Origin of the sequence: Micromonospora sp. WMMD754 (assembly GCF_049315235.1) — a bacterium.
Classification (GTDB): domain Bacteria; phylum Actinomycetota; class Actinomycetes; order Mycobacteriales; family Micromonosporaceae; genus Micromonospora; species Micromonospora sediminicola.
In genome coordinates this window covers 3,869,918-3,888,506 of the sequence record NZ_CP186058.1, presented here as the reverse complement: position 1 = coordinate 3,888,506, position 18,589 = coordinate 3,869,918, and the positions used below count along the sequence as shown (strand labels likewise).

General features: G+C 74.0%; 22 protein-coding genes and 1 tRNA gene. 11 read left to right on the top strand and 12 right to left on the bottom strand.

From position 1 onward, the window contains the following. Positions 1 to 102: 102 nt before the first annotated feature. Entirely contained in the window at positions 103 to 741 is a 639-nt protein-coding gene (locus ACN27B_RS18850; protein WP_157779102.1) for an IS3 family transposase, read from the top strand. 434 nt (positions 742 to 1,175) lie between these two features. Here ACN27B_RS18850 and ACN27B_RS18845 read toward each other — a convergent pair. Together ACN27B_RS18845 and ACN27B_RS18840 are read right to left on the bottom strand one after the other, a co-directional pair. Continuing rightward, positions 1,176 to 1,247 (bottom strand) — tRNA-Val (locus ACN27B_RS18845). 50 nt (positions 1,248 to 1,297) lie between these two features. After that, positions 1,298 to 1,828, bottom strand: a complete 531-nt coding sequence (locus tag ACN27B_RS18840) for a TIGR02611 family protein (RefSeq protein ID WP_172967823.1) — start codon at positions 1,826 to 1,828, stop codon at positions 1,298 to 1,300. 273 nt (positions 1,829 to 2,101) lie between these two features. On the opposite strand from ACN27B_RS18840, the gene ACN27B_RS18835 reads away from it, so the two are divergent. After that, positions 2,102 to 2,533: an SsgA family sporulation/cell division regulator gene (locus ACN27B_RS18835; RefSeq protein WP_053653619.1), complete on the top strand. Its 432-nt coding sequence runs from the start codon at positions 2,102 to 2,104 to the stop codon at positions 2,531 to 2,533. Positions 2,534 to 2,617: 84 nt separating this feature from the next. On the opposite strand, the gene ACN27B_RS18830 is transcribed toward ACN27B_RS18835, so the two are convergent. Next, on the bottom strand, positions 2,618 to 3,394 hold the full coding sequence (locus tag ACN27B_RS18830; RefSeq protein WP_422741117.1) for a glucose 1-dehydrogenase: 777 nt from the start codon (positions 3,392 to 3,394) through the stop codon (positions 2,618 to 2,620). A gap of 157 nt (positions 3,395 to 3,551) precedes the next feature. Here ACN27B_RS18830 and ACN27B_RS18825 point away from each other — a divergent pair, with 157 nt between their 5' ends. Further along, the gene (locus ACN27B_RS18825; protein WP_091579076.1) at positions 3,552 to 4,469 is read left to right on the top strand and encodes a helix-turn-helix transcriptional regulator; all 918 of its coding nucleotides are present in this window, start codon (positions 3,552 to 3,554) and stop codon (positions 4,467 to 4,469) included. Positions 4,470 to 4,476: 7 nt separating this feature from the next. Continuing rightward, a complete protein-coding gene (locus ACN27B_RS18820; RefSeq protein WP_098745685.1) occupies positions 4,477 to 4,932 on the top strand; it encodes an RrF2 family transcriptional regulator in 456 nt (151 codons plus the stop codon). Here the strand turns inward: ACN27B_RS18820 and ACN27B_RS18815 are convergent, their stop codons facing one another. The 3 genes from ACN27B_RS18815 to ACN27B_RS18805 form a co-directional block, all read right to left on the bottom strand. Next, complete coding sequence (locus tag ACN27B_RS18815) at positions 4,933 to 5,502, bottom strand: flavin reductase family protein (RefSeq protein ID WP_253866605.1); 570 nt, start codon at positions 5,500 to 5,502, stop codon at positions 4,933 to 4,935. Then, on the bottom strand, positions 5,499 to 5,765 hold the full coding sequence (locus tag ACN27B_RS18810) for a hypothetical protein (RefSeq protein WP_422741116.1): 267 nt from the start codon (positions 5,763 to 5,765) through the stop codon (positions 5,499 to 5,501). Before ACN27B_RS18810 ends, ACN27B_RS18815 begins: the two co-directional genes overlap by 4 nt. A gap of 183 nt (positions 5,766 to 5,948) precedes the next feature. Then, the gene (locus tag ACN27B_RS18805) at positions 5,949 to 6,026 is read right to left on the bottom strand and encodes a putative leader peptide (protein WP_355097166.1); all 78 of its coding nucleotides are present in this window, start codon (positions 6,024 to 6,026) and stop codon (positions 5,949 to 5,951) included. Between the two features lie 247 nt (positions 6,027 to 6,273). Here ACN27B_RS18805 and ACN27B_RS18800 point away from each other — a divergent pair, with 247 nt between their 5' ends. Together ACN27B_RS18800 and ACN27B_RS18795 are read left to right on the top strand one after the other, a co-directional pair. Further along, on the top strand, positions 6,274 to 6,447 hold the full coding sequence (locus ACN27B_RS18800) for a DUF4236 domain-containing protein (RefSeq protein WP_064498970.1): 174 nt from the start codon (positions 6,274 to 6,276) through the stop codon (positions 6,445 to 6,447). Between the two features lie 120 nt (positions 6,448 to 6,567). Beyond that, a complete protein-coding gene (locus tag ACN27B_RS18795) occupies positions 6,568 to 7,086 on the top strand; it encodes a potassium channel family protein (RefSeq protein ID WP_099161882.1) in 519 nt (172 codons plus the stop codon). On the opposite strand, the gene ACN27B_RS18790 is transcribed toward ACN27B_RS18795, so the two are convergent. Next, on the bottom strand, positions 7,052 to 7,948 hold the full coding sequence (locus ACN27B_RS18790; RefSeq protein WP_422741115.1) for a hypothetical protein: 897 nt from the start codon (positions 7,946 to 7,948) through the stop codon (positions 7,052 to 7,054). The two genes, ACN27B_RS18795 and ACN27B_RS18790, sit on opposite strands and share 35 nt — an antisense overlap. A 48-nt stretch (positions 7,949 to 7,996) precedes the next feature. After that, entirely contained in the window at positions 7,997 to 8,518 is a 522-nt protein-coding gene (locus ACN27B_RS18785; protein WP_099161884.1) for a VOC family protein, read from the bottom strand. A gap of 50 nt (positions 8,519 to 8,568) precedes the next feature. Between ACN27B_RS18785 and ACN27B_RS18780 the strand changes: the two genes are divergently transcribed. Together ACN27B_RS18780 and ACN27B_RS18775 are read left to right on the top strand one after the other, a co-directional pair. Beyond that, positions 8,569 to 9,039 (top strand): MarR family winged helix-turn-helix transcriptional regulator, encoded by a 471-nt coding sequence (locus tag ACN27B_RS18780; protein WP_091583884.1) that lies wholly within the window; start codon positions 8,569 to 8,571, stop codon positions 9,037 to 9,039. Positions 9,040 to 9,087: 48 nt separating this feature from the next. After that, on the top strand, positions 9,088 to 10,644 hold the full coding sequence (locus ACN27B_RS18775) for a tetratricopeptide repeat protein (protein ID WP_422741114.1): 1,557 nt from the start codon (positions 9,088 to 9,090) through the stop codon (positions 10,642 to 10,644). 4 nt (positions 10,645 to 10,648) lie between these two features. Here ACN27B_RS18775 and ACN27B_RS18770 read toward each other — a convergent pair whose 3' ends face one another. Beyond that, on the bottom strand, positions 10,649 to 11,998 hold the full coding sequence (locus ACN27B_RS18770; protein WP_422746015.1) for a sensor histidine kinase: 1,350 nt from the start codon (positions 11,996 to 11,998) through the stop codon (positions 10,649 to 10,651). Between the two features lie 38 nt (positions 11,999 to 12,036). Continuing rightward, complete coding sequence (locus ACN27B_RS18765) at positions 12,037 to 12,693, bottom strand: response regulator transcription factor (RefSeq protein ID WP_091579106.1); 657 nt, start codon at positions 12,691 to 12,693, stop codon at positions 12,037 to 12,039. 95 nt (positions 12,694 to 12,788) lie between these two features. On the opposite strand from ACN27B_RS18765, the gene ACN27B_RS18760 reads away from it, so the two are divergent. Together ACN27B_RS18760 and ACN27B_RS18755 are read left to right on the top strand one after the other, a co-directional pair. After that, positions 12,789 to 13,931 (top strand): LolA family protein, encoded by a 1,143-nt coding sequence (locus tag ACN27B_RS18760; RefSeq protein WP_422741113.1) that lies wholly within the window; start codon positions 12,789 to 12,791, stop codon positions 13,929 to 13,931. Between the two features lie 170 nt (positions 13,932 to 14,101). Beyond that, entirely contained in the window at positions 14,102 to 16,387 is a 2,286-nt protein-coding gene (locus tag ACN27B_RS18755) for a HelD family protein (protein WP_422746013.1), read from the top strand. 55 nt (positions 16,388 to 16,442) lie between these two features. Here the strand turns inward: ACN27B_RS18755 and ACN27B_RS18750 are convergent, their stop codons facing one another. Then, a complete protein-coding gene (locus tag ACN27B_RS18750; RefSeq protein WP_172967824.1) occupies positions 16,443 to 16,865 on the bottom strand; it encodes a hypothetical protein in 423 nt (140 codons plus the stop codon). A gap of 318 nt (positions 16,866 to 17,183) precedes the next feature. Here ACN27B_RS18750 and ACN27B_RS18745 point away from each other — a divergent pair, with 318 nt between their 5' ends. Beyond that, positions 17,184 to 17,519 carry a hypothetical protein gene (locus tag ACN27B_RS18745; RefSeq protein WP_172968008.1) on the top strand — a complete coding sequence of 112 codons (336 nt, stop codon included), beginning with the start codon at positions 17,184 to 17,186 and terminating at the stop codon, positions 17,517 to 17,519. A 65-nt stretch (positions 17,520 to 17,584) separates the two neighbouring features. Here the strand turns inward: ACN27B_RS18745 and ACN27B_RS18740 are convergent, their stop codons facing one another. Then, on the bottom strand, positions 17,585 to 18,553 hold the full coding sequence (locus ACN27B_RS18740; protein ID WP_099161889.1) for a sporulation protein: 969 nt from the start codon (positions 18,551 to 18,553) through the stop codon (positions 17,585 to 17,587). Positions 18,554 to 18,589 lie beyond the last annotated feature (36 nt).

Sequence of the window (18,589 nt, the reverse complement as noted above, 5' to 3'; positions counted from 1 at the left end):
CTGCTGTTAGCGACGTTTATGTGTGTCATGCCTCCGCTGTCCAGACGCGGCGTATCGGTCGGCTTTTTTCGCCTCGGAACTCGACCCGACCCGGCGACGGTCGTGACGCTCGTCGACGAGCTGAAAGACCGCTTCGGGGTCGAGCCCGTCCTCCGGGTCCTCAACATCGCGGTGTCGACCTACTACGGCTGGCTCGCCCACACCGCGAACCCGTCCGCGCGGCGACGCGAGGACGCCGACCTGGCGGTCGAGATCGCGGAGACCCATGACGTCTCCGGCGGCACCTACGGCAGCCCAAGGGTGCACGCGATGCTGCGCCGCCAAGGCCGACACGTGGACCGCAAGCGGGTCGAGCGGTTGATGCGCGACGCTGGCCTGCAAGGGGCGTTCCTGCGCAAGAAGTGGCGCATCCCGTCCACCCGGTCGAACCCGAGGGCGACACCGGCTCCGGACCTGGTGAACCGGCAGATCACGGCTGCGGCGCAGAACCGGTTGTGGGTCGCTGACGCCACCCGCATCCCCTGCGGTGTGGGTGTGTTCTGGCTGGCCGCGGTGCGGGATGTGTTCTCCAACCGCATCGTGGGCTGGCGGTGCTCCGACCGCTGCGACACCGACCGATCCTCGGCGCCCTCGAATATGGCATCTGGTCGCGCGACGTCCGTGACGGCCAGGGGGAGGACTACGCGGACTTCGTCCGGGCCAGGCACTCCTAACTCAGACGTTGAAGCGGAGCTGGGATGAGTCCTCCCGTGACCTGCGCCGGCCCGTTCCGCATGCTGGTCCCGTGCCGTCTTGGGCTCACGTCATTGGCGGTTGGTTGCCGACGTTTCACGCTGTCTTGTGCCCCGTGTGTGTCCCAAGGCCGAGGAGTGGTACCTCCTCCAACGGCGGAAGCCCGCCGCGGCCATCCCCCCGCCTACCGCGCCCAGCATCGCCTCGTTGAAGGGCCCTGGCTGCGCGACGTATCCCAAGGCGACCATGAGTCCGGTCCCTGCCGCCGTCACGCCCGCAGCCAGCAAGGCGACGCAGAGAAGAAGTCGGGCACGCATCCCATCAGTAGAGCACTCAAGCGCCTCGGCGAATCCCTGAGCCGCTGACGAGAACTGCTGCGCAAAGCTGCTGTACGCAAGCAGAAAGGCCACCTCCCGTTGCCGGGAAGTGGCCTTTGACCTGCGTGGGCGATACTGGGATCGAACCAGTGACCTCTTCGGTGTGAACGAAGCGCTCTCCCGCTGAGCTAATCGCCCTCAGCGCGCATGACTCTACCCGATCGAGGGCCCGGACCAAAAACCGGGTCTCAGTGCGTCGCGAGGTAGTGCATCGCCCGCGCCACCACGTCGATGCCGAGGCTGTACTTGAGCGACAGCCACACCACCACCGACACGAAGACCAGGCCGACGGCGCCGAGCACGAAGCGGACGCCGAGCGACCTGCTGGTCACCCAACGCGTCCAGGAGTTGACGTGTCGGCGGGTGAACGCGAGCAGCCGGCGGGCCCAGTGGAACTCGACGGCCCAGACGCCGAGGCCGGCGATGACCAGCAGCCAGCCGGGGCCGGGCAGCGGGATGAGGGCGATGCCGACGGTGACCACGAGGGCGCCGAGGATGCCGATGAAGACCTTGAGGGCGACGCGGCCGGTGGGGTTGGCGCGGATCAGCTCCAGGGTGGTGTGCAGGCGGCCTCGCCAGCCCCGCCTGCGCTCCGCCAGAGCGCCCTGCGAACGCCCGTCGACCGACACCTCGTACCCCCGCCTTTTGGCTGCTCGGGCCGCACCTTTCGGCGATTCGGCCCTGGTCCGCGCCGTCACCGAGGATCCCCTCGTGACCATTTCCACCCCCAGTGTCGCCCGGGACCGTCACCCCTGCTGACGACTGGACGTTACCGGAGTAAGTCGACGACTGAACCACCCGTTGCCGGGCGGGACGACGGAGTGGGCGGAACCGGAAATCCTACAAGGGTTCTCACGTTCCCGAAGGCTTTCCGACCCCCTTCCCACCACTGGGTGAAGTCAGCGTATGGCGGAGCGTAGCCAGGAGCAGCACCTGAGTATGGGAAAAGCGGGACACGCGCGTTCCGCAGCGGTGCCGGGGGGAGAACGTCCATGAGTGTCATCCGACCGACGACCGTAGAGGTCGAGACGTCGCTAAGGCTCGTCGCGCCTGACGCCACCGCCTTGCCGGTGCGTGCCAGCCTGCGTTACGACCCTGCTGACCCGTATGCGGTCCATGTCCTGTTCCATGCCGAGTCCGCCGGCGGCGAGGCGGTGAGCTGGTCGTTCGCCCGCGAACTGCTGGTCACCGGGCTCGACGAGCCGGCCGGCATCGGCGACGTCCGGGTCTGGCCGTGGGCCACCCCGCGCGGCGACTTCGTCGCGCTCGCGCTGTCGTCCCCGGACGGCAACGCCCTGTTCGAGGTCCCGCGCAGCGTGCTGGTGCGCTTCCTGCGCCGGACCTACGTCGTCGTCCCGCGCGGCCGTGAGGCCGAGCACCTGGACGTCGACACCGCGGTGACCCGGCTGCTCGCCGGGCGCTGACACGGCAACCACCCGGGGCCGCGCGGATCTGCCGAGTCCGCGCGGCCCCGGGCCGTCTCACCCCGGGGGTACGCCGCCGCGCGCTCAGCCGTGCGTGGTGATCCCGCCGTCGACCGGGATGACCGCGCCGGTCAGGTAGGCGCCGGCGCGCGACGCGAGGTAGATCGCGGTGCCGGCCATGTCCTCGGGGCGCCCGATCCGGCCCAGCGGCACCTGCTGCTCGATGACCGCGCGCGACTGCGGGTCGTCCAGCGCGAACGCCATCATCTTGCTCTCGAACGGGCCGGGCGCGATCGCGTTGACGGTGATCCGCTCGCCGGCGAGCTGGTGGGCCAGGCTGCGGGTGAGCATGTGCACGGCCGCCTTGGTGGCCGAGTAGGCGTACACCTCCATGAACGGCACCCGGATGCCGTCGATGGACCCGATGTTGATCACGCGGGCCGGGTCGTCGTCGGCGGCGGCGGCGCGCAGTTCGGGCAGCAGCGCGGTGGTGAGCCGGAAGACGGCCTTGACGTTGACCGCCCAGAGCTTGTCGAACGCGCCTTCCGGGTATTCCTCCAGCGGCGCGCCCCAGGTGGCGCCGGCGTTGTTGACCAGCACGTGCACCCGGTCGTGGCGCTGCCGCACGGCCTCGGCGAGGGCGAGCGCGCCCTCGTCGCTGCCCAGGTCCGCCGGGATGGCCTCGCAGTGGCCCTCGGCGGAGAGTTCCTTGGCCACCGACTCGCACACGTCGGCCTTGCGCGAGGAGATGACGACCCGGGCGCCGGCCCGGACGAAACCGCGGGCGATCATCAGCCCGATCCCCCGCGAGCCGCCGGTGACCACCACCGTCTTGCCGTCGACCGAGAACAGATCCGTCATGCGCATCCCATCGCCGTCGCCCGGGCCGCGGACCGGTCCCCCGGCCCGGGCCTTACCGATCGGTAACCTAACCGCCGGGCGTACGCGCCGACAAGAGCGGCCCGAGCGGGGCGAAAGCGTCGAGATGCAACGTGCCGCCGGGCCGGTTACCGTCGGGATGATGGTCACTACCGGTCAGCCCTCCCCGGCCACCCGCACCGGCCTGTCGGAGCCCCGCCTCGGCACCGACGAGATCGTCACCGGCGCGCTCGACGACCTCACGGCCGACCGCGGCTGGTCCCGGCCGGTCCTGCTCGACCGGGACGTGTTGATCCTGGTCACCCACGGACACGGCACCGCCGAGCTGGACTTCCGGGCCGTGCCCTGCCGGCCGGGCACGCTGCTGCGCGCCCACCCCGGCCAGGCGCTGCGCTGCGTCGGCACGCAGCTGGACGCGACGGTGGTGAGCTGGGGGCCGGACGCGCTGCGCGGCCTCGACGTCGACCCGGACGCGGTGCCGACCCACCGTCAGCTCGCCGGCGAGGACGAGGACGCGGTGATCGGCGAGGTGAGCCAGCTGGCCGTGGACGCCGACCGGCACGCGCTGGTGCCCGCCGCCGCGGCGCTGCTGCGCCACCAGCTCGCCGTGCTGCTGCTGCGGCTGAGCCTGCTGCCGCACCCCGACCGGTCGCCCGCGCCACGGGCCGAGGCGGAGACGTTCCGGCGGCTGTGCCGGGAGGTGGAAAGCGGCTACCGGGACACCCGCCGGGTCGAGGACTACGCCGCCCGGATCGGCTGCTCGGTGCGTACCCTGACCCGGGCCTGCCTGGCGGTGACCGGCCGCAGCGCGAAGCAGGTGGTGGACGAGCGGGTCGCGTTGCAGGCCTGCCGGCTGCTCGCCGCCACCGACGAGCCGATCGCCCGGATCGGCCGGCGGCTCGGTTTTCCCGAGCCGACCAACTTCGGGCGCTTCTTCACCCGCGAGGTCGGGGTGAGCCCGGGCGCGTTCCGGGCCGGCCGGGAACGGCCGCTGCCCGTCCGTCTGGTGCGTCCCCGCCCGCCCGCCGACTCCCCCGCGCCGGCCGGCCGGGCATGATGGCACTGTGCAGATCTCCGCGCGCGGCGACTACGCGGTCCGGGCAGCCCTGAGCCTGGCCACCGCGTACCCCACCCTGCTGTCCACCCAGGCCATCGCGGCGGAGCAGGACATGCCCCGCAAGTTCCTCGAGGCGGTCCTGGCCGACCTGCGCCGGGCCGGGATCGTCCGGGCGCAACGCGGCGCCGAGGGCGGCTACACCCTCGCCCGCCCGCCGCGCGAGACCACCATCGGGCAGGTGTTGCGCGCCGTCGACGGCCCGCTCGCCGGGGTCCGCGGGCTGCGCCCCGAGGAGACGAGGTACGAGGGCGCGGCGGAGAACCTGCCCCGGCTCTGGGTGGCGGTGCGCGCCTCGGTGCGCCGGGTGGTCGACGAGGTGAGCCTGGACGAGCTGGTCAGCGGCCGGCTACCGGCGCACGTGCGCAAGCTGACCGCCCAGCCGGACGCGTGGGAGCCCCGCTGATCACAGCGTGCTGACCACCTCTTCATAGGGCAGCCGGGGCAGCCGCTCCCGGCAGGCGTCCGGCGGTTGGGCGCCGTGCTCGCCGGCGCCCAGCGCGAGCGGTTCGCCGAGCAGGATGGTGTGGTCGCCGGCCTCGATCCGCCGGACCACCCGGCACAGCAGCACGGCGAGCGCGTCGCCGATCAGCGGCACGCCGAACGGCCCGGTGGTCCAGCCCGGGTGGGCGGTGAACCGGTCGATGCCGCTGGTGGCAAAGATCTGCGCGATCTCCTGCTGCCCGGAGGCGAGCAGGTGCACGGCCACGTGCTCGGCCTGCTCGACGGTGGGCCAGCTCGACGACGTGCGGCCGAGGCAGACCGACACCAGCGGCGGGTCCAGCGACACCGAGGTGAACGAGGTGGCGGTGAAGCCGGCCGGCGGCAGGTCCGCCCGCATCCGGTTGCCGCGCAGGCCGGGCGTGGTGACCACGGTGACCGTGGACGCCTGCCGGCGCAGCAGGCCGCGGAACGAGTCGACGTCCACCGGGCGCAGCTCGACGGTGCCGGCGTCGGGGCGGTCCACGGTGGTCACGACGCCACCAGCTCTCGGGTGACGTGGACGCTGGCCGGTCGGGGCAGGCCGTAGTGCTCGCGCAGGGCGCGCCCGGTGTATTCCGACCGGAACAGCCCGCGTCGGCGCAGCAGTGGTACGACGTGATCCACGAAGGCCTCCAGTCCGTGGGGTAGCAGCGGTGGGATGACGTTGAAGCCGTCGGCGGCGCCCTGGGTGAACCTGCGGGGTGAGCCGTTCCCGGCGGGCCGGCCGGAGAGTTGGGCGAGGGCGTGCTCGGGCACGATCAGCGCCTCCAGTTCGTCGGCGAGGGCACGGGCTTCGGACTCCGTACCCCGATCACCGGTGCGATACCGGGCCGGACCTTGACCAGATCGGGGCGTTGGCGGCGACGAGGGGACGCCGGGGTGTGGCGAGGGAGAGCGTGGTGAGGTCGGCCGGCGGAGAGGGAACGACGAGCGCTCGGCTCAACAGAGCGCGCTCGCGTGCCGGACCAGGTCGACGTGCACGCGAGCGGTGAGGAGAAGCTCGTTCCGCTGCGACATGTCCTCATGCTGCCGGCCGCTCTCTCCGCCGGTCAACGCCCTTCCAGTCAGTGAGACTTTCATCGCTGGCTTTGTTACGAGCCGTCGCCACCAGCATTTACCACCCCTTAACACCTACCCTTTAAATAGAGATTGTGCCGGGCGGTAGGCCCACCGTCCAGAGCGGATCCGACCGGGTTTCGCGGAACGTCGATCCGGGCATGTTCGATGCCGCAGAGGCAGGGAGACGAAGAAGGAGGCACCCCCGATGGGCGTCCAGTTCCGCAAGCGCAAGAAGTACGGACCGCTGATCCTCCACTTCACCCAGAACGGGTTCTCCTCGTGGAGCATCAAGATCGGCCGTTGGTCCTGGAACTCGAACACCCGCGCCCACCGCGTGGACCTTCCGGGGCCGCTCTCCTGGAAGCAGGACAAGGCCTGACGGTCCGCGGACCGTTACGACGAAGGGGACGCCGGCGGTTCGCCGGTCGTCCCCTTCGTCGTCCGGGCCGGGTTCGCCGTTCGGCCGCCGACGAGGACCCCCCGACGGAACAATCTCGACATGGCGGATCTGACCCTGCGGCGGATGCGGCGGCGGGCCGTCGCGGCCTGCGTGCTGATGCTGGTCGGCTACTTCCTGGTGCCGGTCGAGGCGGACCCGAACGGGCTGCGGCTGGCCCTGCGGTCCGCCGGCACGCTGCTGCTGGTCGCCGTGGTCGCGTTCCTGGTCACCGGCCAGGTCCGCCGCCAGCTCACCCGCGAGCAGCCGACCGGCCGGGAGGAGGACCGGGCGCTCACCCGGCTCGCCGTCGCGCTGATCGCCGGGCTGCTGGTCTTCGCGTTGGCCGACTACGTGGTGGCGGACACCCGGCCCGGTGAGTTCGTCGGGCTGCACACCCGGATCGACGCGCTCTACTTCGCGCTGGCGACGCTCACCACGATCGGCTACGGCGATGTGCACGCCCAGGGGCAGATCGCCCGGGTGGCCGTCTGCGCCCAGATGGTCTTCAGCATCGGCGTGGTCGCCACCGGCGCGTCCGTGGTGGTCAGGCAGATGACCCAGCGGGCCGGGCGACGCTGACCCGCACGTCGCCGCCGAGCCGGCCGTGCTCCGGGTCGCGGGTCACCGCGCCGGCGGCGAGCATCGAGGCCAGCGCGCGGTTGGCGTCGGCGGGCCGGTAGACCGTGTCCGTCGCGGCGAAGCGGCGCAGCTCGCTGACCGTCAGCGGGCCGGAGCGCTCCAGCTCGGCCAGCAGCTCGCGCCGCAGCGGGCCGGGCTCGGGCTCCAGCGAGATGTCGAGCAGCCGGCCCTGCGGATCGGCCGGGTCGCGGTAACGCACCCCGGCGTATTCGTCGACCGCCCAGAGCGCCTCCTTGACCGCCTCCAGGCCCCGGTCGGAGCCGGTGGCGTAGCCGAGCAGCCGGGCCGGCCCGTCCCCCACCAGCTCGACCTCGGTGACCAGCGGGAAGCCGGCCGCGGCCAGCGCCGGGCGCAGCGACCGGCCGGGCGCGGTGACCAGCAGCAGCTCGGCCGGGCGGCCGGACGCGGCGGCGGACAGCAGGGCCGGGTCCGGCTCGGCGCCGTCGACGAGGGTGAACAGCGGCGCGCCGGCCGCCCCGGCCGCCTTGAGCGCCACCGGCAGCCGGTCCGGCGAGCCGGGCACCACGTGCACGGCGACGTCGCTCGGCAGGTCGGCCTCGGCGGCGCCGAGGCGCGCCGGCAGGTCCGGGTCGGCGTCCGCCAGCACCAGCACGGTCAGCCGCCGCCCGCGCAGCCGGTCGGCGAACTCGGCCACCACCCGCAGCGCCGCCTCCGCGCCGACGGCGGAACCCCCGGCGTACGCGAGCGCGAGCGTGGCCCGCCGGGCCCGGTGCAGCGCCGCGGGGAGCCAGTGGTCGAGCTGGCGGACGAGCAGCTCGCGCAGGACGGCGTCGGTCGACATGGTGCCGTTTCTACCGCACCCGGGCGGCGTGGTGGCCGCGTACCCCGGTCAGGCCGGGACGGAGATGCCCACGCCGCCGCGGGTCTGGCCGCCGTAGCGCTGCCGCTCGCGGTCCAGGTCGAGCCGGCCGATCCGCTTGCGGGCGGTGAGCGCGGCGTCGTCGAGCAGGGCGGCCGGGACGATCCAGACGATCTCGAACTCCAGCCCGTCCGGGTCGCGACCGTAGAGGCTCTTGGTGGTGCCGTGGTCCGACGTGCCGACCAGCGCGCCGGCGGCAGCCAGCCGCTCGGCGGTGGCGCCCAGCTCGTCGAGCGTGTCCAGCTCCCAGGCCAGGTGGTAGAGGCCGACGGTGGCCCGGCCGGCCTGCGACGCCCCGGCCGCCGCGCCGATCTCGAACAGCCCGAGGTCGTGGTCGTTGGTGGAGTCGGGCGCCTGGAGGAAGGCGGCGCCGCGGAAGCCGTCCGGCGTCATCGGGACCCGGCGGAAGCCCAGCACGTCGCGGTAGAAGGCGACGCTGCGCTCCAGGTCACTGACGTAGAGGACGGCGTGGTTGAGCCGGTGGATTCCCATGGCTCCGACGGTACCCCGGTTTGGTTGAGCGTTCAACAACCGGCGTTATGATGGTCGTCATGACCCGGTGGCTGGAACCCGACGAGCAGCGGACCTGGCGCGCCTTCCTCACCGCCTCCCGGGCGCTGATGGAGACGCTCGACCGCGAGCTGCAACGCGACGCCGGCATGCCGCACGCCTACTACGAGATCCTGGTCCGGCTCTCCGAGGCCCCCGACCGGCGGCTGCGGATGAGCGACCTGGCCGACGCCACCGGCTCCTCGCGCAGCCGGCTCTCGCACGCCGCCGCCCGCCTGGAGGCCGCCGGCTGGATCCGCCGGGAGGACTGCCCCACCGACCGACGCGGCCAGCTCGCCGTGCTCACCGACGACGGCTTCGCCACCCTGGCCGCCGCCGCCCCCGGCCACGTCGAGGGGGTACGCCGGCACCTGTTCGACGCGCTCAGCCCGGCCCAGGTCGACCAGCTCCGCCGGATCAGCGAGACGCTCGCCGCCCACCTGACCGGATCGGGACCAAACTGATCCACTCCGGGGGTTGTACTTACCGTCGCCGGATGAGCACGATGGGGCGTGTCCTCCGGCTTCGCTGACCTGACCGTCCAGGCGCACCACCTGGTGTCCGAAGGCGACCTGACCGGCGCGCAACGGCTCCTCGCCGAGGCGCTCAGCGACGCCGACCCCCGCCCCGCCAACGCCTCCCCCGAGCTGGCCGAGGCCGCCGGCTTGCAGGCCCGGCTGCTGGTCGCGCTCGGCGAGCCGCACTCCGCCCGGGGCTGGGCCGCGTTCGCGTACGCGGCGACCACCCGGCTGTTCGGCCGCTCCGACGAGCGCACCGTCACCGCCGCCGCCACCCTGGCCGCGGTGCTGCACCGGGTCGGCAGCGACGCCCGCGCGGCCCGCCTCTACTCCGACGTCATCATCGAGCTGACCGCCCGCGACGGGCCGGAGTCCCAGCGGGTGCTGGCCGCCCACGCCGACCTGGCCACGGTGGAATACGCGCGCGGCCAGTGCGAGGTGGCCCGCGACCGGCTCCAGGACGCCTGGGAGCTGCACCGCGAGGTCTACGGCGACGGCCACCCCAGCGGCATCAAGATGCTGGCCAAGCTCGGCGCGATGGAACGCGACTGCGGCCGGTACGCCGACGCGCACGAGCACCTGGCGCTCGCCGAGGACCTGTGCCGGGCCCACCTGGACTCCGACGACCCGCTCGCCGGGCAGGTGGCCGGGCTGGCCCGGGCCGCCGCCGACCCGGACCACGTCTGCCCCGCGCCCGAGCCGCCCGCCCCGGAGACCCCGGTGGTGCCCGCCGCCCGCGTCCCCCCGCCCGCCGAGGGTCCCCCCGACCTGCCGCCCTACTCCCCGCCCGCGCTCGACGACCCGGTCCGGACGCCGCTCTACCACCCACCGGGCCGGGGCGCCGACGCGGCGCACGTGCCCACGCCCCGCACCCCGCCCGAGGCCGACGGCGACGCGTTCGACGACTACCCGTGGCCGCCGGAGGACCCGGTCGACCAGCCGTGGCGGCCCGGCGAGGACGCGCTGCCCCCGACCGTGGTCGGGCTCACCGACGACCCGCCGCCGGGCGTACGCCGGGTGCCGCCGGCCGACCCGCCCGGGCCACCGTCGCGCTACCTGCCGGTGCACGTGCCCCGGCCGCCCGCCGCCGAGCCGCGCGCCCGGCCCTGGCTGCCGCTGGCGGTGCTCGGGGTGGTGGTGGCGCTGCTGCTCGGCACCATCGCGGTGATCGCCGGGGTGTCCCGGGTGGACGACGCCCGCGACACGCCGCCGCCGGCGTCCAGCGGCCCGCCGGCCTCGACGCGTCCCGCCCCGACCACGCCGCCGGCCGCCTCCCCGGGCACCCCGCCCGGGCGGCTCGCGCTCACCGACCGGCGCGACAGCATCGTGCTGAGCTGGACCTATCCGACCGGCGCGGAGGGCCCGGTGGTGATCGCCGGGGGCCGCTCGGGCCAGCCGCAGGGCACGTTCGCCACGCTGCCGGCCGGCTCCACCGACTACATCGCCTACGGCCTCGACCGCACCACCGACTACTGCTTCACCGTGGCGCTCGTCTGGTCCACCGACAGCGTCGCGCGGACCGGGCCGGTCTGCACGAAACGGCGCCGCTGACGCCTCACTCCGGGTCCGGCTCGGCCAGCGCCGGCAGGCGTACCGTCGCCCGCAGCCCGGGCGCGACGGCGCCCGGCGTCGCGTCCGTCAGCTCGACCGTGCCGCCGGCCCGGCGCACCAGTTCGCGCACGATGGCCAGGCCGAGGCCCGCGCCGCCGGCGTCCCGGGCCCGCGCGTCGTCCAGCCGGGTGAACCGGGCGAACACCCGCTCCCGGTCCGCCGCCGGCACGCCCGGCCCGTCGTCGGTCACGGTGACCAGGTGGTACGCCCCGGCCGGGCCGGTCACGGCCAGCTCCACCGCGCCGTGCGCGTGCCGCAGCGCGTTGTCCACCAGGTTGACCAGCACCCGGCGCAGCTCCCCCGGATCCCCCTCGACCCACCACGCCCCGTCCGGCACGACCAGCCGCACGGGCGGGGACGGGTAGCGGGCGGCCACCGCGCGCAGCAGCCCACCCAGCTCCACCGGACCCACCGGCGACGGTCGCGCCGCCTGCTCGTCCAGGCGGGCCAGCAGCAGCAGGTCGTCGACCAGGCGGCCCAGCCGCTCGGTGTCGGCCAGCAGGTCGTCGGCCACCGCCGGCCAGTCGGTGTCGCCGCCGAGCCGGCGGGCCACCTCCAGCTCGGTACGCATGTTGGTCAGCGGGCTGCGCAACTCGTGCGCGGCGTCGGCGACGAACGCCCGCTGCCGGTCCCGGGACGCGGCCAACCGGTCCAGCATGTCGTTGAGCGTCACCGCGAGCCGGTGGATCTCGTCCTGCCCGGCCGGCACCGGCAGGCGTTCCGTCCCCGCCCGGCCGGTGATCTCGGCGGCGCCGCTGCGCAGCTCCTCCACCGGGCGCAGCGTCGCGCCGACCACCCGCCACGCCACCACCGCCAGCCCGGCCACCAGCAGCGGGAAGCCGACCAGCAGCAGGTTGCGCACCACGTGCAGGCTGTGCCGGACGTCGGAGAGCGACTTGGCCACCAGCACCGTGCGCGGCTCCTGCGCCGTGCCGGCCGGCACCGTCACCACCCGCACCGGCCCGGACATGCCGACCCGCTGCCCGTCCACCACCAGCCGCTGCCGCTGCCCGGGCCGCAGCTCGTCCGGGCCGAGCATGGGCACCAGGCGGTCCGCGTCGATCGACGCGGCCCGGATCCGGGCCTGCCCGTCGACCACCTGCACCCGCAGCTGCCCGCCGGCCACCGGCAACGGGTCCGGCAGCGCGTCCTCGGCGGTGAGCAGGGCGACCGCGTCGGCGGTGCGCAGCGCCTCCTCGTCCACCGACCGTTGCAGCGTCCAGCCGAGCGCGCCGAGCAGCAGCGCGCCGCCGAGCGCGAACCCGAGCACCAGCCCGAGCACGCCCAGCGCCAGCAGCCGGGCCCGCAGTCCCAGGCGGCGCAGCGGGCGGATCACGTGGCCAACCGGTAGCCGGCGCCGCGGACCGTCTCCAGCCGCTCCCGGCCGATCTTGCGGCGCAGGTAGCCGACGTAGACCTCCACCGCGTTCGGCGCGGTGTCGACCGAGGCGTCCCAGACGTGGTCCAGCAGCTCGGTCTTCGACACCACCTCGCCGGCCCGGCGCATCAGGTAGTCGAGCAGCGCGTACTCGCGGCTGGTCAGCACCACCTCGACGTCGTCCCGGGTGACCCGCCGCCGGGCCGGGTCCAGGCGCAGGTCGCCGACCGTCAGCACGGCCGGCCGCCGGGGCGCGCCGCGGCGCAGCAGCGCCCGCAGCCGGGCCAGCAGCACCACGTACGAGAAGGGCTTGGTCAGGTAGTCGTCGGCGCCGCAGTCCAGCCCGTCGGCCTGGTCGTACTCGCCGTCCTTGGCCGAGAGCATCAGCACCGGCAGCCAGCGCTGCTCGGCGCGCAGCCGGCGCACCACCTCGTAGCCGGAGAGGCCGGGCAGCATCACGTCGAGGATCATCGCGTCGTACTCACCGTGCCGGGCCGCGTCCAGCCCCTCCGGGCCGGTGCCGGCCACGTCCACCACGAAGCCCTCCGCCGACAGGCCCCGCCGCAGCGCCGCGGCGAGCCGCGTCTCGTCCTCCACCACCAGCAACCGCACCGGTCCAGGGTGCCACCATGGGGTCACCCGTAGGGGATCTCCTCAGCGTCGTCACAGCGACGATCGCGCAGCATGGAGCGCAGGAGGTGCACACTATGTCCGTGATGAAGAACCGCGCCGTGCTGCGCTGGCTGGTCCCGGTGACCGCGGGGGTCGCCGTGATCGGTGGTGGCGCCGCCGTCGGCACGTTCGCCGCCGGCGCCGACCCGGCCCTGCCGCCGCGCAGCGCGGCCCAGCTGCTGGAAGACCTGCGTACGTCCCGCCTGGACGGGCTCTCCGGCACCGTGGTGCAGCGCGCCGACCTCGGTCTGCCGCCGATCGCCGCGCTCGCCGGCCAGGCCACCGGCAACCAGCTCGCCGGCCTGGTCTCCGGCACGCACACGCTGCGCGTCTGGTACGGCGGCGAGGACCGGCAGCGGCTCGCCCTGGTCGACACGCTCGGCGAGCAGGACGTGCTGCGCAACGGGCGCGACGTCTGGACCTGGAACAGCCGGGAGAACACCGCCGTCCACCGGAAGCTGCCGGCCGACGGCAAGGACCTGGCGTCCGCGCCGGCCACTCCGGCCGACGCCACCGAGCAGGCGCTGGCCGCGATCGACCCGACCACCGCGGTGACCGTGGGCCGCTCGGCCACGGTGGCCGGTCGGGACGTGTACGAGCTGGTGCTCACGCCGCGCGACAAGGCGTCGCTGGTGCACCAGGTGCGGATCGCGCTGGATGCCAAGGAGCACGTGCCGCTGCGCTTCGAGGTGCTCGCCGACGGCGCCGACGAGCCGGCGTTCGAGGTGGCCTTCACCCAGGTCGACTTCCGGACCCCGGACGCCGACCAGTTCCGCTTCAACCCGCCGCCCGGCGTCAAGGTCACCGAGGCGCCGGCCGACGAGCGGCCCGGGCCGGCCGGCCGGATGCCCGGTGCGCCGGGGGCCGGCAAGGCCACCGGCGGGTCGGACGCCGACCACCCCGACGTGCGTACCGTCGGCACCGGCTGGACCACCGTGGTGGTCGCCAAGCTCGACGAGGCGCTCGGCGCGGGCGCCGGCGGCACGAAGGCCGGCAAGGACGCGCCGGACGCGGAGATGCTGGGCCGGGTGCTCGGTGACCTGCCGAAGGTCAGCGGCGACTGGGGAAGCGGCCGGCTGCTCAGCGGCAAGCTGTTCAGCGTGCTGCTGACCGACGACGGCCGGGTGCTCGCCGGGCTGGTCACGCCGGAGCGGCTCTACCAGGCGGCCAAGGGCTGAACCGCCGCGCTCGGGGCCCGGTCGGCGGACGTCGACCGGGCCCCGAGCCGTGTCCGGGCTTGGTCGGGTGGCGGGCGACGCGCTATCTTTCTCAGTTCAGGCACAAAAAAGGAATGGCTTTTGAATGCCATTCCTGCGGCAATTTTAGTCAATGAGGAGCCGGCTTGTCAATGCACTCCGACGTGGCGGGTGACCTGCACCAGGACGACGAGATCGGTCGCGAGCAGGAGTACGTCTCGATGCTCTACGACCGGCTGGACGGCATGCGGGACCAGGCCGCCCGCCGACTCGACGAGGAGTTGCGCCACACCGGCGGCACCCAGCAGGCGCGGTCGCAGCGCGACGCCACCGTCGCGATGTACGCCGACCAGGTCGAGCAGTTCTCCGCGGTCGAGTCCGGCCTCTGCTTCGGCCGCCTCGACGGCGACGACGGCACCGCCCGCTACATCGGCCGGATCGGCATCTTCGACACCTCCGGCGACTACGACCCGCTGCTGATGGACTGGCGCGCCCCGGCCGCCCGCCCGTTCTACCTGGCCACCGCCGCCAACCCGCAGGGCGTACGCCGGCGGCGGCACCTGCGTACCCGCGAGCGCAAGGTCACCGGGCTCAACGACGAGGTGCTGGACATCACCGCCGCCTCCCCCACCGCCCACGAGGAGGTCACCGGCGAGGCGTCGCTGCTCGCCGCGCTCAACGCCGGGCGTACCGGCCGGATGCGCGACATCGTCGAGACGATCCAGGCCGAGCAGGACCGGATCATCCGCGCCGACCTGCCGGGCGTGATGGTGGTGCAGGGCGGGCCGGGCACCGGCAAGACGGCGGTGGCGCTGCACCGGGCCGCCTACCTGCTCTACACGCACCGGCAGCAGCTCTCCACCCGGGGCGTGCTGCTGGTCGGCCCGAACGCCACGTTCCTGCGCTACATCTCCCAGGTGCTGCCGGCGCTGGCCGAGACCGGCGTGCTGCTGCGTACCCAGGCCGATCTCTTTCCCGGGGTGCACGCCCGGCGCGTCGAGCCGGCCACCACCGCCGCGCTCAAGGGCCGCGCCGTGCTGACCGAGGTGCTCGCCGCGGCGGTCCGGGACCGGCAGTGGGTGCCGGCCGAGCCGATCGCGATCGAGCTGCCCCAGCGCGAGGTGCTCACGCTCGACCCGGAGACGGTCCGCCAGGCCCGCGACCGGGTCCGCCGCACCGGCCGGGCGCACAACCTGGCCCGCGCGCTGTTCGACATCGAGATCGTGCACGCGCTCGCCGACCAGGTGGCCGAGCGCATCGGCGCGGACCCGCTGGGCGGGGAGAACCTGCTCTCCGAGGCGGACCGGGCCGAGATCCGCCGCGAGCTGCGCGAGGAGCCGGAGATCCGGGCCGCGCTGGACGAGCTGTGGCCGGTGCTCACCCCGCAGCGCCTGCTCGCCGACCTGTTCGCGTCGCCGGAGCGGATCGCCGCCGCCGCGCCGATGCTCACCGACGCCGAGCGGGCCGCCCTGCACCGGGAGCCCGGCGGCTGGACGCCGGCCGACGTGCCGCTGCTGGACGAGGCCGCCGAACTGCTCGGCGAGGACGAACGCGCCGCCGCCGCCCGCCGGGAACGGATCCGCGCGATGGAACGCGAGTACGCCGAGGGCGTGCTGGAGATCTGGCGCGGCTCCCGCTCGATCGACGTGGAGGACGAGGCCGACGGCGGTGAGATCCTCGGCGTGACCGACCTGATCGACGCCGCCCGGCTCTCCGAGCGGCAGGAGGAGTCCGACCGGCTCACCACCGCGCAACGCGCCGCGGCGGACCGGACGTGGGCGTTCGGGCACGTCATCGTCGACGAGGCGCAGGAGCTCTCGCCGATGGCCTGGCGGCTGCTGATGCGCCGCTGCCCGAGCCGGTCGATGACCGTCGTCGGGGACGTCGCGCAGACCGGCGCGCTGGCCGGCACCCCGTCCTGGGACGAGGCGCTGGCGCCGTACGTGGCGGACCGGTGGCGGCTAAAGGAGCTGACCGTCAGCTACCGCACCCCCGCCGAGATCATGGCGGTCGCCGCCGACGTGCTCGCCGAGATCGACCCGGCCCTGCGCCCGCCCCGCTCGGTACGCGCCACCGGCGTACCGCCGTGGGACCGCACCGTCGCGGCGGCCTCGCTGGTCGACGCGCTGGTCGAGGCGACCGCGCGGGAGGCCGCCGGGCTCGGCGACGGGCGGCTCGGCGTGATCGTGCCGACCGGGCGGGTGACCGAGCTGGGCGCCGCCGTCGTCGCGGCGCTGCCCGAGGCGACCGTCGGTGAGCAGCCGGAGCTGGCGAACCGGGTGGTGGTGCTGACCACCGAGCAGGCCAAGGGGCTGGAGTTCGACTCGGTGCTGGTGGTGGAGCCGGAACGGATCGTGTCCGAGTCGCCGCGCGGGCACAGCGACCTCTACGTCGCGCTCACCCGCGCCACCCAGCGCCTCGGCGTCCTGCGGACGTAAGGAAGGGCCCCTCCTTAACGCATCCGGTAGAGGAGGGGCCCCTTCTTAACAACTGTCAGCCCGGGTTGGCGCCCTCGTCGGTGAAGTTGCCGACCTGGGCGCCGCTGGCCGAGGCGTCACTGGTGGAACCGCCGGACGGGGTGCTCATCCCACCGGTCGTGGCGTCGCCGGTGGTGGTCGGCGCCACCTTGCCCGGGTGCCGCTCCGGCTGCCGGGCCACCCGCCGCACGCTGGCCGGGCCGGCGGTGCCACCGGTCGTGGTGACCGCGCCCTGGCCCCGGGTGGGGCCGCCGTCGCGCAGCACGGTCGGGTCGACCGGAACGTGCGCCGGGTCGTCCGGATCCGACTCCTGGATCATCCGCTCCACGTCGGTCTGCGGCACGGTGACCTCGTCGAGCGCGCCCTCGCCGTACACGCCGCCGGCGACCCGCTGCTCGGCCTGCCGGGCGGCGTCCTGCCGCATGTCGTCCTCACGCACGTCAACCACCTCGTCGCTCCGGTGTCGGGTGTCAGTGATGCGTGCCCGAGGGCCGGTGGCTGAAACCGGCCCACCCCCGGTGGCGCCGGATATACGCCCCGCTGTCCGGTTCCCCGCCGGGGCGACGACGGCCGAGCACCCGGCGGTTAGCTTGTCTCCGGGGTCGGGTAGTCGGAGGGTGCCCCCGCCACAGAGCGCGAACCGTGCCGTGGCCGACCTGCGGTAGCGGGGCGAGGGTGTGCAGGTAACGACTCATCAAATCCTGAGGAGGACCAGATGAGCACGCAGGCTGCATCCACCAGGCCGATGAACCGGCCGATGTCCGACGTCCAGAACCGGTCGAGCATGCAGGACACGTCGACCCGTCAGATGCCGTCGATGCACGACGGCCACCGGGAGCAGATGCCCAGCCCCGGCACCGAGACGAAGCAGGCGTTCCTCACCACCGAGTTCTGGGTGTACGCCGCGGCCGTCGCGGTCGTCGTGATCGCCGCGTTCTGGCGGGGCGCCGCCACCAACGGCCTGAACATCAACAACCCGAACCAGGCCTGGTGGTACCTGACCGCGCTGACCGGCGCGTACCTGGTCAGCCGGGGCCTGTCGAAGGCGGGCAGCGCGCGTCGCTCCGGCAAGGAGCGTCGAGGCCGGCACTGACCCGCACGGTCACGCCAACGGCGACGCCCCCGGGACCTGCGTCCCGGGGGCGTCGTCGCGTGCCGTCACTCCTCGCCGAAGTCCCCGCCGTCGTCGCCCTCGAAGGCGTCCTCGAGCATCTCGCCGGCGACCAGACCGCCGGCCATACCGAGCGCGGCGCCGGCCATCATGCCGCCCATCCCGGAGCCCCGGTGACCGTGGTGTCCCGGGTAGCCGTGGTGGCCGTGCGGAGCGCCGAAGCCCTGGGCGCGCAGGCCGCCGTAGCGGGACGTGGTCTCGCGCAGCCAGCCGTCGACCACCTGGGTCCAGTCGGTACGCGCGGCGTCGCTGTGCGGGATCGAGTACCGGCCGAAGGCGTCGTGCCCGGCGCTGAGGAAGCCGCCGCGCTTGTCGCACTCCAGGATCACCTCGACGCCCTGCTGGCTGGTCACGAACGTCAGCTCGACCTCGTTGACCGTCTGCGCGTACTGCGGCGCGGCGAAGAACTCGATCTCCTGGTAGAACGGCAACGTCTGCGGGACCCCGTGGATGTGGCCGCGCTCCAGGTCGGCGTGCTTGAACCGGAAGCCCAGCGCCTGGAAGGCGTCCAGGATCCGCTCGTGGATCGGCAGCGGGTGCACCGACACCTGGTCCAGGTCGGACTTGTCCACCGCCCGGGCCACCGCCAGCTCGGTGCGCAGGCCCATGGTCATGCCGCGCAGCCGCTGCCCGTAGACGTCGGTGACCGGGGTCTCCCACGGCACCGGCATCTGGAACGGGATGGCGAGCTGCTGCTTCGGGGCCAGCTCGAACGCGCCGCTGACCGGCATCCGGTGGAACTCCATGACGCCGGCGTACTCGGTGTCGCCGCCCTCGATCTCGACCCGGGTGACCAGGCCGAGGGTGATCTGCTCGATCCGCGCCGGAGCGTCGCCGCCGACCAGGTTGACGTGCCCGTCCAGGGCCAGGCCGGGCCGGGTGTTCGGGTTGGTCAGCACGGTGTCGACGCTCGGGCCACCCACGCCGAACGCGCTCAGCATCTTCTTGAAGACCATCGCAACTCCGCTTCCGCCGTAGGCGCGCTCCACCCT

What these genes read in the sequence shown, in the direction of transcription:
- ACN27B_RS18840 (WP_172967823.1), bottom strand. Translation starts at nt 1,828, where the DNA reads ATGGTCACGAGGGGATCCTCGGTGACGGCGCGGACCAGGGCCGAATCG.
- ACN27B_RS18835 (WP_053653619.1), top strand. Translation starts at nt 2,102, where the DNA reads ATGAGTGTCATCCGACCGACGACCGTAGAGGTCGAGACGTCGCTAAGG.
- ACN27B_RS18830 (WP_422741117.1), bottom strand. Translation starts at nt 3,394, where the DNA reads ATGACGGATCTGTTCTCGGTCGACGGCAAGACGGTGGTGGTCACCGGC.
- ACN27B_RS18825 (WP_091579076.1), top strand. Translation starts at nt 3,552, where the DNA reads ATGATGGTCACTACCGGTCAGCCCTCCCCGGCCACCCGCACCGGCCTG.
- ACN27B_RS18805 (WP_355097166.1), bottom strand. Translation starts at nt 6,026, where the DNA reads ATGTCGCAGCGGAACGAGCTTCTCCTCACCGCTCGCGTGCACGTCGAC.
- ACN27B_RS18800 (WP_064498970.1), top strand. Translation starts at nt 6,274, where the DNA reads ATGGGCGTCCAGTTCCGCAAGCGCAAGAAGTACGGACCGCTGATCCTC.
- ACN27B_RS18795 (WP_099161882.1), top strand. Translation starts at nt 6,568, where the DNA reads ATGGCGGATCTGACCCTGCGGCGGATGCGGCGGCGGGCCGTCGCGGCC.
- ACN27B_RS18790 (WP_422741115.1), bottom strand. Translation starts at nt 7,948, where the DNA reads ATGTCGACCGACGCCGTCCTGCGCGAGCTGCTCGTCCGCCAGCTCGAC.
- ACN27B_RS18785 (WP_099161884.1), bottom strand. Translation starts at nt 8,518, where the DNA reads ATGGGAATCCACCGGCTCAACCACGCCGTCCTCTACGTCAGTGACCTG.
- ACN27B_RS18780 (WP_091583884.1), top strand. Translation starts at nt 8,569, where the DNA reads ATGGTCGTCATGACCCGGTGGCTGGAACCCGACGAGCAGCGGACCTGG.
- ACN27B_RS18760 (WP_422741113.1), top strand. Translation starts at nt 12,789, where the DNA reads ATGTCCGTGATGAAGAACCGCGCCGTGCTGCGCTGGCTGGTCCCGGTG.
- ACN27B_RS18755 (WP_422746013.1), top strand. Translation starts at nt 14,102, where the DNA reads ATGCACTCCGACGTGGCGGGTGACCTGCACCAGGACGACGAGATCGGT.
- ACN27B_RS18745 (WP_172968008.1), top strand. Translation starts at nt 17,184, where the DNA reads ATGTCCGACGTCCAGAACCGGTCGAGCATGCAGGACACGTCGACCCGT.
- ACN27B_RS18740 (WP_099161889.1), bottom strand. Translation starts at nt 18,553, where the DNA reads ATGGTCTTCAAGAAGATGCTGAGCGCGTTCGGCGTGGGTGGCCCGAGC.